At 63.2% G+C, this 13,434-nt stretch carries 13 protein-coding genes; 8 read left to right on the forward strand and 5 right to left on the reverse strand.

Annotation, left to right across the window (positions count from 1 at the left end; all coding sequences use genetic code 11):
- Positions 1-369: 369 nt before the first annotated feature.
- Positions 370-636, reverse strand: a complete 267-nt coding sequence (locus AC1DXU_RS10350; RefSeq protein WP_115145099.1) for an SEL1-like repeat protein — start codon at positions 634-636, stop codon at positions 370-372.
- 438 nt (positions 637-1,074) lie between these two features.
- Here AC1DXU_RS10350 and AC1DXU_RS10355 point away from each other — a divergent pair, with 438 nt between their 5' ends.
- The 5 genes from AC1DXU_RS10355 to AC1DXU_RS10375 all read left to right on the forward strand — a co-directional run bounded on the left by AC1DXU_RS10355 (position 1,075) and on the right by AC1DXU_RS10375 (position 4,788).
- The gene (locus AC1DXU_RS10355) at positions 1,075-1,416 is read left to right on the forward strand and encodes a DUF2147 domain-containing protein (RefSeq protein ID WP_477367773.1); all 342 of its coding nucleotides are present in this window, start codon (positions 1,075-1,077) and stop codon (positions 1,414-1,416) included.
- Positions 1,417-1,616: 200 nt separating this feature from the next.
- Positions 1,617-1,802: a hypothetical protein gene (locus AC1DXU_RS10360; RefSeq protein ID WP_477368966.1), complete on the forward strand. Its 186-nt coding sequence runs from the start codon at positions 1,617-1,619 to the stop codon at positions 1,800-1,802.
- Positions 1,803-1,854: 52 nt separating this feature from the next.
- Positions 1,855-2,049, forward strand: coding sequence for a hypothetical protein (locus AC1DXU_RS10365; RefSeq protein ID WP_477367776.1), 195 nt, complete (start codon positions 1,855-1,857; stop codon positions 2,047-2,049).
- Between the two features lie 144 nt (positions 2,050-2,193).
- Positions 2,194-3,696, forward strand: a complete 1,503-nt coding sequence (locus AC1DXU_RS10370) for an AMP nucleosidase (RefSeq protein ID WP_477367779.1) — start codon at positions 2,194-2,196, stop codon at positions 3,694-3,696.
- A 75-nt stretch (positions 3,697-3,771) separates the two neighbouring features.
- Positions 3,772-4,788: an endonuclease/exonuclease/phosphatase family protein gene (locus AC1DXU_RS10375; protein ID WP_477367781.1), complete on the forward strand. Its 1,017-nt coding sequence runs from the start codon at positions 3,772-3,774 to the stop codon at positions 4,786-4,788.
- 30 nt (positions 4,789-4,818) lie between these two features.
- Here the strand turns inward: AC1DXU_RS10375 and AC1DXU_RS10380 are convergent, their stop codons facing one another.
- Both AC1DXU_RS10380 and AC1DXU_RS10385 read right to left on the reverse strand, forming a co-directional pair.
- Complete coding sequence (locus AC1DXU_RS10380) at positions 4,819-5,424, reverse strand: DUF922 domain-containing Zn-dependent protease (RefSeq protein WP_477367784.1); 606 nt, start codon at positions 5,422-5,424, stop codon at positions 4,819-4,821.
- 66 nt (positions 5,425-5,490) lie between these two features.
- On the reverse strand, positions 5,491-7,170 hold the full coding sequence (locus AC1DXU_RS10385) for an electron transfer flavoprotein-ubiquinone oxidoreductase (protein ID WP_477367787.1): 1,680 nt from the start codon (positions 7,168-7,170) through the stop codon (positions 5,491-5,493).
- Between the two features lie 207 nt (positions 7,171-7,377).
- Here AC1DXU_RS10385 and AC1DXU_RS10390 point away from each other — a divergent pair, with 207 nt between their 5' ends.
- The 3 genes from AC1DXU_RS10390 (at position 7,378) to AC1DXU_RS10400 (ending at position 10,022) form a co-directional block, all read left to right on the forward strand.
- Entirely contained in the window at positions 7,378-8,022 is a 645-nt protein-coding gene (locus AC1DXU_RS10390; RefSeq protein WP_477367790.1) for a hypothetical protein, read from the forward strand.
- A 38-nt stretch (positions 8,023-8,060) separates the two neighbouring features.
- Positions 8,061-8,942 (forward strand): uracil-DNA glycosylase, encoded by an 882-nt coding sequence (locus AC1DXU_RS10395; protein ID WP_477367792.1) that lies wholly within the window; start codon positions 8,061-8,063, stop codon positions 8,940-8,942.
- A 267-nt stretch (positions 8,943-9,209) separates the two neighbouring features.
- A complete protein-coding gene (locus AC1DXU_RS10400) occupies positions 9,210-10,022 on the forward strand; it encodes a helix-turn-helix domain-containing protein (protein ID WP_477367795.1) in 813 nt (270 codons plus the stop codon).
- On the opposite strand, the gene AC1DXU_RS10405 is transcribed toward AC1DXU_RS10400, so the two are convergent.
- Entirely contained in the window at positions 10,023-10,925 is a 903-nt protein-coding gene (locus AC1DXU_RS10405; RefSeq protein WP_477368930.1) for a DMT family transporter, read from the reverse strand. It lies immediately after the preceding gene.
- A 68-nt stretch (positions 10,926-10,993) separates the two neighbouring features.
- On the reverse strand, positions 10,994-13,300 hold the full coding sequence (locus AC1DXU_RS10410) for a xanthine dehydrogenase family protein molybdopterin-binding subunit (RefSeq protein WP_477367798.1): 2,307 nt from the start codon (positions 13,298-13,300) through the stop codon (positions 10,994-10,996).
- Positions 13,301-13,434 lie beyond the last annotated feature (134 nt).

Here is a 13,434-nt window from a genome sequence, read left to right on the forward strand (position 1 = left end):
GACAATTTCATCCTTCACCGGATATGTCTTGGCGCATCGGCGGCGCTCGATTGGGCCTGCAATGAGACGGCTGGACCGTGCTCCGGGATTTGTAACGGCCTGGAAAGTCAAAAGCCGCGCCAGCCTTGTTCCGGCCGGTCGCGGCTTTTGACCATCGAGCTGTCCCCAAACGCCCCCGCGCCCGAAACCCGATCGCTTCCCTGTTTTTTCGCGCGGCTTGGCCTTACGGAACCTGCCTCGTTCTTGGTCTTGATAGAGCGGCTGTCTTGTCGCGGCCTTGTCCCTGGCGGGCGGCCGTCTTATCGCGGCCTTGACCCTAAGTGTTCCTGCCCCCGATCCCAGTCCCCCTTGGAGGAGGGACCCAGAAATTCAGTGCATGGTCATCCATTCGCGGGCTTCGCGCAGCGCCCTGGCGATCTCGACCTTCGACATGGCGGCCGACAGTTCCGAGCGCAGTTCCGCGGCGCGGGCCGAGCCCTTGATGGCGGCGATGTTGAACCATTTGTGGGCGGCGACGACGTCGGTCTCGCAATCGCGGCCGGTCGCATACATCATGCCCAGTTCGAAAAGAATGTCGGCCTGGGCAGTTGCCCCCATGGCGCCGAAGCCGGCTTCAAGCATTTCAAAACGTGCCATTTTAGTCCCCTGTTCTGGCTCCCGAGAGCTGCTTCCTTGTGTCCCTCGGTATCCCTTGGGGCGGCTGCTCTTCCGATGCTTCCGAGAATGCAGCGGAGGCTTGAATCCGTCGTTAAATGGCGTGCTTAATTTGAGGAAAACAAAGCTAAAACAAGAGGTAAACGCGGAAATTCGTTAAGGATACAAAGCCAGCAATCGCGCCGCTTCGTGCCAAATTTGAAGAAAATTTGCGAGGCGCCGGTCAAGACTCCGCTAACCACGGCAGACAAAGGCAGCGGGCCGAACGTTTCATTTCCTCACTGGGATGGCCGGTCGGGCCAGCCAGAAAATCCTGAAACCTTCCGTGGCGGCACCGCTTTTGTTTTGCCCGGAGGTGGATTAGCTTACGTTTGCGTAAGGGGCGGAGGAGCACCCCCGGACCCAACAGGGAGGACATATATGTTTCGAAGAGTGAGCTTGGCCCTCGCGGCCACAGTGATGATGGCCGGGGCGGCATGGGCCGACCCGATCGAAGGCAACTGGAAGACGCAGGCCGGCTCGACGGCGGAGATCGCCGGCAGCAGTACGTTTTCCATCACGCTCAAGTCCGGCAAACATGCCGGCAAGAACATCGGCTCGTTCAAGGCGGCAGGCGCCAACAAATACACCGGCACCATAACCGACCCGGACACCGACAAGACCTATTCCGGCAAGGCGACCCTTTCAGGCACCTCGCTCAAGATGAGCGGCTGCGTGCTCGGTGGCCTGATCTGCAAGAGCCAGACCTGGCACAAGCTCTGATCGTCTGCATTTCGACGAGATGAGGACGGGGCCTTCGGGGGCCCCGTTTTCGTTTCCACAGGCGACTGTCCCCATGGGCGGGGCTTCGTCGCTCGCGGCATCGAAACCAAAACCGATGCGCCGCCAAAACACCGTCAATCAATTTGAACCGCAGATGAACGCCGGCATCAGGGCCGGTTCAGTTGCATCGGGGCATTCTCATGCGTGTTGAAGGAGACACCACGCAAATGCTCGCCCGCCGCTTCACCATCGTCTGCCTGCTGATGAGCCTGTTCGGAATGTTCTTCGCCATCCTCGTCGCCGAGGCCGGCCGTCCGGCTCGCTCCTGGGATGTAGCCAGTTCCAATTCCTGCCGGTTCGGCTGCCCGAGCCACCTACGCAACTGAACCATTTTCGTCGCTGAAACGACAAAGACCTAGAGAGAAAAAAGCAAAAGCCATGAACCGGATCGCCGCCAACGCCATCAAGACCCTTCGGCTCCTGCCGCGGGCGGCGCTCATCCTGACGGTGCTTTCAGCCCCGGTTCTGGCCGTGCCGACGATGCGCTCCGATGCGAACACCACAATCGAAGCGCCGGCGCAGAGGAACCACGGCGTCGGCTTCGTGCTGCTGGTCAGCCTGCAGCGCGGATAAACAGTTTTTTCCGTTGCGCATGTCGTTCTTCCAAAGCCGTCGCGACTTTGGCGACGTGCATCAGAAAAAAAGAAAAACGACGCTTTGGCCGGGTTCGGCCACCACACCCCTCCCAACCGCACGTCCAAGTCTCTATATTGAGCCATGGAAAAGCGAATCTATCCCCAAGCCATCGAATCGGTCGTCCTGCCGGAGCCTTTTGGCCGGCAAAGCTTCACTGACGCCAAAAAAGCCGTCGCCGCCTTGCAGGTGCTTTACGACCGCAACACCAAATTCCTGCGTGACTCGTTTGCCGCACTTGCCGCAGGCGGCGATGAGAGCAAGCGCTACCGCGCCTTTTATCCCGAGATCGGCGTCACCACGAACTCGTTCACGCAGATCGACTCGCGGCAGGCCTATGGCCATATGCCGACGCCGGGGCATTTCTCCACCACCATCACCCAGCCGGCCCTGTTCGAAAGCTATCTCACCGAACAGCTTCGCCTGATCATGCGCAACCACGGCGTTCCGGTCACGGTTTCGGAATCGACCACGCCGATCCCGCTGCATTTTGCCTTCCTCGAAGGCACCCATGTCGACGGCGCGGCTGCCGAGCGTATCAAGCGGCCGATCCGCGACCTGTTCGACGTGCCGGATCTCGACGGCACCGACGACCAGATCGCCAACGGCACGTTCGAAGTGGCTTTCGGCGAGCCAAGGCCGCTGGCGCCGTTCACGGCGCAACGCATCGACTATTCGCTGCACCGGCTGTCGCATTATACGGCGACAACGCCGCAGCATTTCCAGAACTTCGTGCTGTTCACCAACTACCAGTTCTATATCGACGAATTCGTCGCCCGCGCCCGCGATCTGATGGCCAAGGGCGGCGACGGCTATGCCGAATTCGTCGAGCCGGGCAACGTCATCACCAAGGCCGGGCAAAGCGCGCCCAGCGAAGGTGTCGCGGCGGCCCGCCTGCCGCAGATGCCGGCCTATCATCTGAAGAAGCCGAACCATGGCGGCATCACCATGGTCAATATCGGCGTCGGCCCTTCCAACGCCAAGACGATCACCGACCATATCGCCGTGCTGCGGCCGCATGCCTGGCTGATGCTCGGCCACTGCGCCGGCCTGCGCAACACCCAGGCGCTTGGCGACTATGTGCTGGCGCATGCCTATGTCCGGGAGGACCATGTTCTCGACGACGACCTTCCGGTCTGGGTGCCGATCCCGCCGCTGGCCGAGATCCAGGTGGCGCTGCAGGAAGCGGTCGCCGAGGTTACCGGCCTGTCCGGCTACGATCTCAAGCGCATCATGCGCACCGGCACTGTCGCCACCATCGACAACCGCAACTGGGAGCTGCGAGACCAGCGCGGGCCGGTGCAGCGGCTGTCGCAGTCGCGGGCGATCGCGCTCGACATGGAATCGGCGACCATCGCCGCCAATGGCTTCCGCTTCCGGGTACCCTACGGCACGCTGCTGTGCGTCTCCGACAAGCCCTTGCATGGCGAACTGAAATTGCCGGGCATGGCGACTGAATTCTACAAGCGGCAGGTGGCGCAGCACCTGACCATCGGCATCAGAGCGATGGAAAAGCTCGCCGGAATGCCGATGGACCGACTACACTCGCGCAAGCTCAGAAGTTTTTCGGAGACGGCGTTCCAGTAGGACGAGGGACATTTCGTCATCTTGATTGAGCCGCATTTCTGCCGATAACGACACAAGATGGCACGGACTTGGAACATGGCGATATCGCTGGCATTCATCGCAATGCTCGGCTGCTCGGTCGCGCTGGTGGCCGGGTTTTTCGGTTTCCTGCATCCGGCCTTCGATTCCTTCGCGCATTTCCGCGTCCATCTGGCCGTGCTGATGGCGCTTTGCGCGCTGCCGCTGCTCGCCACCTCGTTTCGCCTGCAGGCGGCTGTAGCCCTGCTGTTTGCCTTGGCCGCGTTCGTCACCACGTCGAACGCCTTGCCGCGACTGTGGCCGGTCCAGGCGGCCTACGAAGCCACGCCGGGCGACCAGATGGTCTACCGGCTGCTGCAGATGAATTTGCGCTTCGACAATCCGACGCCGAAAAAGGTGCTGTCGCTGATCGGCCGGACCAATCCCGACGTGATCACCCTCGACGAGGTGTCGGGGATGTGGACGACCGAGCTTGGCTATATCACCAGCGCGTATCCGTACCGGATCCTGTGCCCCTACCCCAATGGCGTGTTCGGCGTAGCCCTGCTTTCCAGACGACCGTTTGCCGCCGGCACCGAGCCGTTTTGCGAGCGGCGCGGCGCGATGGCCATCGCGAAGGTCGATTTCGGTGGCATCGGCGTCGATGTCGCGGCCATCCATCTCAGCTGGCCATGGCCGCGCGAGCAGGCCTGGCAGATCGGCGAATTGTCGGAGCCGCTGGCCTCGCTTGGCGAGACGGCGATCATGGCGGGTGACTGCAATGCAGCGCCGTGGAGCGCGGCGGTGCGGCGCGTCGCATCGCTCGGCCAGCTGACCGTCATGCCGTCTGCGGGGCCGACCTGGATCTACATCAAGCTGCCGGATTTCCTGCGGCGCTTCGTCGGGCTGCCGATCGACCAGGTGTTCAGCAAAGGGGCGGTCATCATCCATTCAGCCGCGAGGCTCGAGGAAACCGGCTCCGACCATCTGCCGGTGCTGGTGGAATTCTCGCTACGGTCGGACGCGCAAAAGCCCGTCGACGAGGACGAAACCGCGACCGTCTCGCTGACATTGCCCGGCCAGACGCGCGGTTGAATCAGAGCCTTTTGCGCAAGCGGAACCGCGCTACTCCGGCCAGCCCACCAAAGCATCGATAAGATGCTCGACATGGCCGCCGTCGCGGTGCTCGCGCACGTCGAAAGCAATCTGCTTCGCCTCGTAGGCCGCATAGACGGCCGCAATACGCCGCCGTGCCTCGCTGCGTGTCTTGTTGCAGAACGGATCGCCGGCAAATTTCAGGCCCCGAACCGATTTCTCGCTGGCCCGCATCATCTCCCTGGCGATGCGGCCGTGGCTCTCCTCATGGGCGCGAACTCCGACAAAGAACCGGTCCCAGCGCCTCTTCAGCGCCGGCGTCGCGGTCGAGGCGACGTGAGGGAAGGTGTAAGTGAGGTTGAGCGTTCCATTGGCCTGGTGCAGCTGGCAGACGCCGTTGACCTGGCTGGCGTCGAAATCCCAATCCACTGTGTAGGCGGTCTGCGCTATGGCGCGGGTCATGAAGCCGTGCTTCGGACCCCTGCGGTCCATGGCCACGACCAGCCCGGCACCTGTGGTTCCGGTGATGTCGTAAGTCCGCGTTTTGACCAGCACCTTCGTGCCGGCGGAGGCTGCCGGCGCCAAGCCGCATACGGCGCCGATCGCTAGAAGGCACGTCAGAACTGCCCGTCGCATGGTCGTCTCTCCGTGTCGGCAGAGAAGGAAACACATGCAGGCGGCAGTTTCAACAGTCCTGGTGGCTCACATGCCCTGGTAGACCGGGCCTTCGCCGCCCTGTGGCGGTACCCAGTTGATGTTCTGGTTCGGATCCTTGATGTCGCACGTCTTGCAGTGGACGCAGTTCTGCGCGTTGATGACGAAGCGCACATCCTTGGCTGCCGGGTCGGCGGCAGCGTTGCCGTCCTTGTCGACCCATTCATAGACGCCGGCCGGGCAATAGCGCGTCGAGGGCCCGGCAAAGACATCATGCTCGGAGCGCTGCTGCAGGGCCATATCGCCAACCAGCAGATGCACCGGCTCGTTTTCCTCATGGTTGGTGTTGGACAGAAACACCGAGGACAGCCGGTCGAAAGTCAGCACGCCGTCCGGTTTGGGATACACGATCTTCTCGTGCTTGGCGGCCGGCTCCAGCGTCGCATAGTCGGCTTTGCCGTGCTTCAGCGTACCGAAGGGCGAGAAGCCGAACAGCGTGTTCAGCCACATGTCGAGGCCGCCAATGCCGACGCCGATGATGGTGCCGAAGCGCGACCACAGCGGCTTGACGTTGCGCACCTTTTTCAGGTCCTTGCCGATATCGGTCGCCCGCCATGCCGCTTCGTAGGAGGCCAGCTCGTCATTGGCGCGCCCGGCGCCGATGGCCTGGGCAACATGCTCGGCCGCCAGCATTCCCGACAGCACGGCGTTGTGCGAGCCCTTGATGCGCGGCACGTTGACGAAGCCCGCGGCGCAACCCATCAGCGCGCCGCCGGGGAAGGAGAGTTTCGGCACCGACTGCCAGCCGCCCTCGGTGATGGCGCGCGCCCCATAGCCCAGCCGCTTGGCGCCGGCGAAGGTGCCTGATATCGCCGGGTGGGTCTTGAAGCGCTGGAACTCCTCGAACGGCGAGAGCCAGGGGTTCTTGTAGTTGAGGTGGAGGACGAAGCCGACCGCCACCTGGTTGTCCTCGAGATGATAGAGGAACGAGCCGCCGCCGGTCTTCATGTCGAGCGGCCAGCCGAAGGAATGCTGCACCAGGCCTGGCTTGTGGTTCTCCGGCTTGACCTGCCAGAGTTCCTTGAGGCCGATGCCGTATTTGCCGGGCTCGCGGCCGTCGGAAAGCTTGTATTTGGCGATCAGCTGCTTGGCCAGCGAGCCGCGCGCGCCCTCGCCGATCAGCACATATTTACCCATCAGCGCCATGCCCGGCGCAAAGCCCGGACCGTGCGTGCCGTCCTTCTCGACGCCCATGTCGCCGGTGACGACACCGGTGACAGCGCCGGCTTCATTGTAGAGGAGGCCGGCCGCGGCAAACCCCGGGTAGATCTCGACGCCGAGCGCTTCGGCCTTGGTCGCCAGCCAGCGGCAGACATTGCCAAGCGAGACGATGTAGTTGCCGTGATTGTTCATCAGCGGCGGCATCAGGAAATTGGGCAGACGGAACGAGCCGGCGGGGCCGAGCACCAGGAAATGGTCGTCGGTGACAGGCGTCTTGAAGGGATGTCCCTCATCCTCGCGCCAGCCCGGCAATAGCCGGTCGATGCCGATCGGATCGACGACGGCGCCGGACAGGATGTGGGCGCCGACTTCGCCGCCCTTTTCCAGCACGACGACGGAAAGCTCGGGGTTGACCTGCTTGAGACGGATCGCTGCGGCCAGCCCCGCAGGGCCGGCGCCGACGATGACCACGTCGAATTCCATGCTTTCGCGTTCGATATCGCTCATCAACCCCTCCGCGCTGGCTTACTGCACTGACGCATCTTGCTGGCTCATGCGCTGCATAGCGCATCAATCCGCGACAGGAAACCGGCGCTGACGTGACAATGCCGATTTCGCCAAAAAGTCGCGGATAACATCCGTTTTGTCCCCGCCCGGAAGCAATTCCCACATTTTAATTGTTCGACGGCTTGGATATCGGCCATACTTCGCGCCATGCGCATTCCTGAGCCATCCGGCTTTTCATCGACGCGCTTTTTTTCCACGCCCGGCCGGATGTGCCGCGTGCTGCTTTTGGCCCTTTCGACGCTGGCGCCCGTAGACGCTCATGCCGAGCAGGTAAAAGTGTGGGCGACCGGAGCCTACTCCTTTTCCGACGAACTTGGCGGCTTCCGCATCACCGGGGCCTCAGGCGTCGGCACGAAAGAGGATCCGATCGTCATCACCGAAGAGCTGAATTCGGCGACACCGGTGACGCTGACCATCCGCACCACCAAGCCGATCGAGGCCTTCGGCAAGGCCGGCGAATTCGCCAACGGCATCATGTATATGCGCATCGAGGTGCTCAACAACAGCGGCCAGGCCTGGGTGGAATTCCAGTTCGAGTTACAGGAAATCCTCGACCAGCCGAGCGTGTTCGGCGACGGCCTGTCGTTCGATCAGCGCAACAAGACGCCCGACAACATCATCTCCAGCAACTTCGCCGAATTCGACCGCGATTTCGAACCCTATGATCGGCTGCTGTTCAAAGACGGCAAGATCGACCCGCTGAAGACCGGCAGCTTCGAATTCCTGATCACCGACTATACGCCGCGCTGGACGTTCTATCTGGTGCAGGATCCGCGCATACCAACGGGCTGAACTTGCAAATTGCCGCTCGCCGGACGAATGTGCGCGGCATGACTGCCGCCTCCCCCAACAGCCCGACCGACATTGCCGACCTCCTGGCCTTCTACGCCAGCGCCGGCGTCGATGAGGCGCTTGAGGAGCAGCCGGTGAACCGGTTTGCCGAGGCGGCTCCGAAGCCGTCGGAGCGCGCGCCGGCGGCGGCCATGCCGGCCCGCGAAACCACCCAACAGCAGCCGCTACCGTCGCCGCCACGTCCCGATATGAGCCGGCTGCCGGACGCGCCGCCGGCGCGTGCACCTTCCACGGCGACGGTGCCGGACGAGGCACAGGCCGCGCTGGCGCGGCAACTGGCGGCAAGCGCATCGACGCTCGACGAGCTTCGCCAGCACATGGCGGCCTTTGACGGCTGTAACCTCAAATTCACCGCCAAGACCATGGTGTTCGCCGACGGCAACCCGAATGCGGAACTGATGCTGGTCGGCGAAGCGCCCGGCCGCGACGAGGACATTGAGGGCCTGCCCTTCGTCGGCCGCTCGGGCCGGCTGCTCGACCGCATGCTGGCCGCCATCGGCCTTGACCGGACATCGGCCTATATCGCCAATGTCATCCCCTGGCGGCCACCCGGCAACCGCACGCCGACGCCGCACGAAACCGAGATCTGCCGCCCGTTCATCGAAAGGCAGATCGAACTGGTCAATCCCAAGGTGCTGGTCAATCTCGGCGGCCCTTCGGCAAAAACCTTGCTCAACACCAGCGAAGGCATCTTGCGGCTGCGCGGCAACTGGCGCGTCCACACCACGGCATCCGGCATTGCCATCCCGGCCATGCCGACACTGCACCCGGCGTATCTCTTGAGGACGCCAGCGCACAAGAAGCTGGCGTGGCGGGATTTTCTCGAGGTGAAGGCGAAACTGCGGTCGCTGGGAGAATAGCCAATCTCCCCCTCGTGGGGGAGATGTCCGGCAGGACAGAGGGGGCGCGAAGGAATGCCAGCTTCGCAATCTTCCCCTATTTTTGCCCAGCGAAACATAAGTGGAGGTCATTGGGACAGCGCCCCCCTCTGCCTTGCCAGGCATCTCCCCCACAAGGGGGGAGATCGGATGTCGCCACGGGCTTCTCCAATCTCCAAGGTGATGATGTAGCGCGCCATAACCTCCCAGGTAATTGAAATACGCCCCTCGCCGGCCTAGTCATTTCCCATGACAACACCCCAAACCTCCGCCGGCACCCTCATTCGCGAGTGGCGCACACGCCGTCGCATGTCTCAGCTCGACCTCGCCATGGAGGCCGAGATTTCGCAGCGACATCTGAGCTTCGTCGAGAGCGGGCGCGCCGCACCTTCGCGCGACATGGTGCTGCATCTGGCCGAGCAGCTGTCGATCCCGCTCAGGCAACGCAACCAGCTGCTGCTGGCTGCGGGCTTTGCGCCGAGCTTCGGCGAGCGATCGCTCGGCGATGCCACGCTGGCGCCGGCGATGGCGGCCGTCGACATCGTGCTCAAGGGGCATGAGCCGTTCCCCGCGCTGGCCGTCGACCGCCACTGGAACCTGGTGTCGGCCAACGCCGCCATCGGTCCGTTCCTCGCCGACGTGGCGGAAGCCTCGCTGCTCACGCCACCGGTCAATGTGCTGCGGCTCAGCCTGCACCCTGGCGGCATCGCGCCCCGCATCGTCAACCTCGCCGAATGGCGCGCACATCTGCTCGAGCGGCTGAAACACCAGAACGATGCCTCCGGCGATCGGTTCCTCGTCGGACTGGAGCAGGAGTTGCGGGGCTACCCGTCCGGCTTGAAAGGCCGCCGGCCGGTGCCGGTCGAGCCGAATGCTATCGTACACCCGCTGCGGCTAGCGCATGGCGATGCGGTGCTGTCCTTCATCAGCACGATCACAGTCTTCGGCACGCCGCTCGACGTGACGCTGTCGGAACTGGCGATCGAGTCTTTCTTTCCCGCCGACGAACAGACGCGGGCCGTGCTGGTGCGCTTGGCGAAGGAGCGGGCCGAACGCTCCTGATCACTCCGGAGGCGGTGCCGCCTTTCGCGTGCGGGTGCGCTCCAGGCCAAGCTGGCGCTCGCGCCAGATGATGAAGATGCCGGCGGCGACGACAATCACGCCGCCGACAAGCGTGTTGATGGTGGCGACATCGCCAAAGGCGAAATAGCCGACGACGACGCCGAGGATCATCGAGGTGTATTCGAACGGCGCCACGACCGACGCTTCGGCATGGCGATAGGCTGCCGTCATCAGGATCTGCGCCAGCCCGCCGCAAAAGCCCGCAGTGACGAGCAGACCCGCCTGCAGCGGCGTCAGTGCCTGCCAGCCGAAGGGCAGCGACAGCAGCGCCATCACACTTGCCGTCGCCGAAAACCACAGCACGATGGTCGCCGTTCGTTCGGTCTGGACGAGGTTGCGGACCAGCAGGATGGCATTGGCGGAAATCGCCGCGGAGACAAGCGCGGCGATGACACCGATCACTTCCTGGTCGCCGAGTGCCGCTCCCGAGCTCAGCAGTGTCAGTTCCGGCCAGGAGATGATCAGCACGCCGACGAGGCCAACCGCGACCGCGCTCCAACGATAGACGCGGATGGCTTCACCGAGGAAGAGCGAGCTGAACACCACCACCAGCAGCGGTTGCGCATAGTTCAGTGTGATTGCCTCCGGCAGCGGCAGCCTGGTCAGCGCAAAGAAGCCGAGCCCCATGGCGCTGACGCCGACGACACCGCGCGCAATGTGGTTGAGCGGACGTTTGGTGACAAACGCCGTGCCGAGTTTTCGCTTGAAGGCCAGAAAAACAATGATCGGGAAGATGGCGAAGAAGGAGCGGAAAAAGACGATCTGGCCGGCAGGCAATGTGCCGGCCACCTTGATGCAGGTTTGCATGCCCACAAAGACCGCGACCGACATGACCTTGAGCATGATCCCGGTCAGCACCCGACCGGGATGATCGGACAGTATCTCGGCCGCTTCGCCCCTCGGCCTCGCTGTCACTGTCTTGTTGCCTCCTGGATCGTCGCCCAGATGCGCGCCGGCGTTGCCGGCATGTCGATGTGCCTGATGCCATAGGCGCGATGCAGCGCGTCGGTCACGGCGTTGAGCGCTGCCGGTGTCGCGCCGATCGTGCCGGCTTCGCCAGCGCCCTTGATGCCAAGCGCATTGGTGGTCGAGGGCACGTTGCGGGTTTCGAAATGGAAGAACGGAAAATCGTCTGCGCGCGGCATGGCATAGTCCATGAAGCTCGCCGTCAAAAGCTGCCCGTCCTCGCCATAGATGGTCTCCTCGGTCAGCGCCTGACCGATGCCCTGGACTACGCCGCCATGCACCTGGCCGGCCAGCAGGATCGGGTTCACCGTGACGCCGAAATCGTCGACGATCGTGTAGCGGACGATGTCGGTGGTGCCGGTGTCGGGATCGATCTCGACCTCGCAGATATGGGTGCCGTTCGGATAGGTGCACTCGTCCTGGACGAATTCACCAAACCCCTTCAAATCGTCAGGGGTTTTTGCCGCCTTGGCGATGCTGGCAAAATCGATCGTGCGGTCGGTGCCAACAATGCGGGCAACGCCATCGGACAATTCGATGTCGCCGGCCGAGGCTTCCAGTTCGTCGGCGGCGATGCGCTTGATCTTGTTGGCCAAGTCCTCGCCGGCGCGGGACGCCGATACACCGCCCAGCGGTATGGAGCGCGAGCCACCGGTGCCGCCGCCGGCCTTCAACTCGTCGGTGTCGCCCTGACGGACATGGATCTTGTCGATGTCGAGATTGAGCTTTTCCGAGAGGAACTGCGCATAGGCGGTGGCATGGCCCTGCCCGTTGGTCTGGGTGCCGATCTTCAGCGTCACCGTGCCGTCGCCGTTGAGTTCGACGAACGCCGGCTCCGACCCCGGGAAAGCGCAGGCCTCGATGTAGGTGGCCATGCCGAGGCCGCGGATCTTTCCAGTCGCCTTCGACTGCGCCAGCCGTTCGGGAAACGCTTTCCATTCAGCCTCCTCGATGGCGCGGTTCATGTGGCCTTCGAATTCGCCGGTGTCGTAAAGGCGGCCGGTCTGGGTGCGGTAGGGAAACTGCTCGGGCCGGATGAAGTTGCGCCGGCGGATCTCCTCGACCGGAAGACCGAGATCGTGGGCGCAGGCGTCGACCAGCTTTTCCAGCAGGAACGCCGCTTCCGGGCGGCCGGCGCCGCGATAGGCATCGACCGGGCAAGTGTTGGTGTAGAGGCCGGTCACCGAAACGTCGAGCGCCCTAATGTCGTAGACGCCGGTCGACATGGTGACGCCGATATAGGGGATGAACGGGCCGTATTGCGAGACATAGGCGCCGATATTGGCGAGCAGATCGACCTTCATGCCGAGAAAGCGGCCGTCCTTGTCCAGAGCCATTTCGGCGGCCACGACATTGTCGCGGCCGTGCGCATCGGTGAGGAAATGCTCGGTGCGGTCGCTGGCCCATTTGACCGGGCGGCCCAGACGCTTTGCGGCCTCGAGTACCAGCGGATATTCACGATAGACAAAGGCTTTCGGCCCGAAGCCGCCCCCAACGTCCGGCGTGATGACGCGCAGCTGGTCCTTCTTGATCTTGAACAGGTCGGCCAGGATGTACTGCATGGAATGCACGCCCTGCGATCCCGTGGTCAGCACGAAGCGGTTCTCGTCGGCCTTCCACTCACCGATCGCCGAGCGCGGCTCCATATAGTTGCAGACCAGCCGGTTGTTGATGAATTCGACGCGGCTGACGGTGGCGGCCTTGGCGAAAGCCGCCTCTGTCTTCGCCTTGTCACCCATGTGGTAGGTGAAGGCGCGGTTGGAGCCGAGCTCCGGCCAGACCAACGGCGTGCCTTCGGCGAGAGCGGTGGCGGTGCCGGACGCGGCATCTTCGCCATCATAGTCGACTTCGATCAGTTCGGCCGCGTCCTGCGCCAGCGCGCGGCTGTCGGCGACGACGAAGGCAACGGCGTCGCCGACATAATTGACCCGGTCGCGGCACAGGATCGGGATGTCGCGGGTCGGCGCCCTGGTGCCGTCGGGCTGCCTCTGCATGACGCCGGATTTCAGATTGCCGAGATGGGCGAGGTCAGCACCGGTCAGCACCAGATGGACGCCGGGCGCAGCCTTGGCTGCATCCAGCGAACCGATGGTGAAGCTTGCCTTGGCCACCGGCGAGCGCAGGACATAGCCGTGCAGCAGGCCTGCCGGCCGGATATCGTCGGTATAGCGGCCCTCACCCCTAATGAACGCTGCATCTTCACGACGCAGCACAGAAGCGCCCATGCCGAATTTCGGTGTGACGACGGTCATGCATGCCTCACGAGGATGATGGGAAAGCGAACGCCTGAAATAGGCTTTGCCGCAGTTTTGTCGAGTGACCGTTTCGTGTAAAGAGCGCGAACTTCAAACTTTTTGGACCAGCGGACATATTTGCCGCCCCGGAA

The sequence above is a fragment of the Mesorhizobium sp. P3_A10 genome, from assembly GCF_056403175.1.

Bases quoted from the DNA above. Each gene is read 5' to 3' on its own strand.
- AC1DXU_RS10350 (WP_115145099.1), bottom strand. From the start codon at position 636: ATGGCACGTTTTGAAATGCTTGAAGCCGGCTTCGGCGCCATGGGGGCA.
- AC1DXU_RS10380 (WP_477367784.1), bottom strand. From the start codon at position 5,424: ATGCGACGGGCAGTTCTGACGTGCCTTCTAGCGATCGGCGCCGTATGC.
- AC1DXU_RS10360 (WP_477368966.1), top strand. From the start codon at position 1,617: ATGCGTGTTGAAGGAGACACCACGCAAATGCTCGCCCGCCGCTTCACC.
- AC1DXU_RS10365 (WP_477367776.1), top strand. From the start codon at position 1,855: ATGAACCGGATCGCCGCCAACGCCATCAAGACCCTTCGGCTCCTGCCG.
- AC1DXU_RS10390 (WP_477367790.1), top strand. From the start codon at position 7,378: ATGCGCATTCCTGAGCCATCCGGCTTTTCATCGACGCGCTTTTTTTCC.
- AC1DXU_RS10375 (WP_477367781.1), top strand. From the start codon at position 3,772: ATGGCGATATCGCTGGCATTCATCGCAATGCTCGGCTGCTCGGTCGCG.
- AC1DXU_RS10385 (WP_477367787.1), bottom strand. From the start codon at position 7,170: ATGAGCGATATCGAACGCGAAAGCATGGAATTCGACGTGGTCATCGTC.
- AC1DXU_RS10370 (WP_477367779.1), top strand. From the start codon at position 2,194: ATGGAAAAGCGAATCTATCCCCAAGCCATCGAATCGGTCGTCCTGCCG.
- AC1DXU_RS10355 (WP_477367773.1), top strand. From the start codon at position 1,075: ATGTTTCGAAGAGTGAGCTTGGCCCTCGCGGCCACAGTGATGATGGCC.
- AC1DXU_RS10395 (WP_477367792.1), top strand. From the start codon at position 8,061: ATGACTGCCGCCTCCCCCAACAGCCCGACCGACATTGCCGACCTCCTG.
- AC1DXU_RS10410 (WP_477367798.1), bottom strand. From the start codon at position 13,300: ATGACCGTCGTCACACCGAAATTCGGCATGGGCGCTTCTGTGCTGCGT.
- AC1DXU_RS10400 (WP_477367795.1), top strand. From the start codon at position 9,210: ATGACAACACCCCAAACCTCCGCCGGCACCCTCATTCGCGAGTGGCGC.
- AC1DXU_RS10405 (WP_477368930.1), bottom strand. From the start codon at position 10,925: ATGCTCAAGGTCATGTCGGTCGCGGTCTTTGTGGGCATGCAAACCTGC.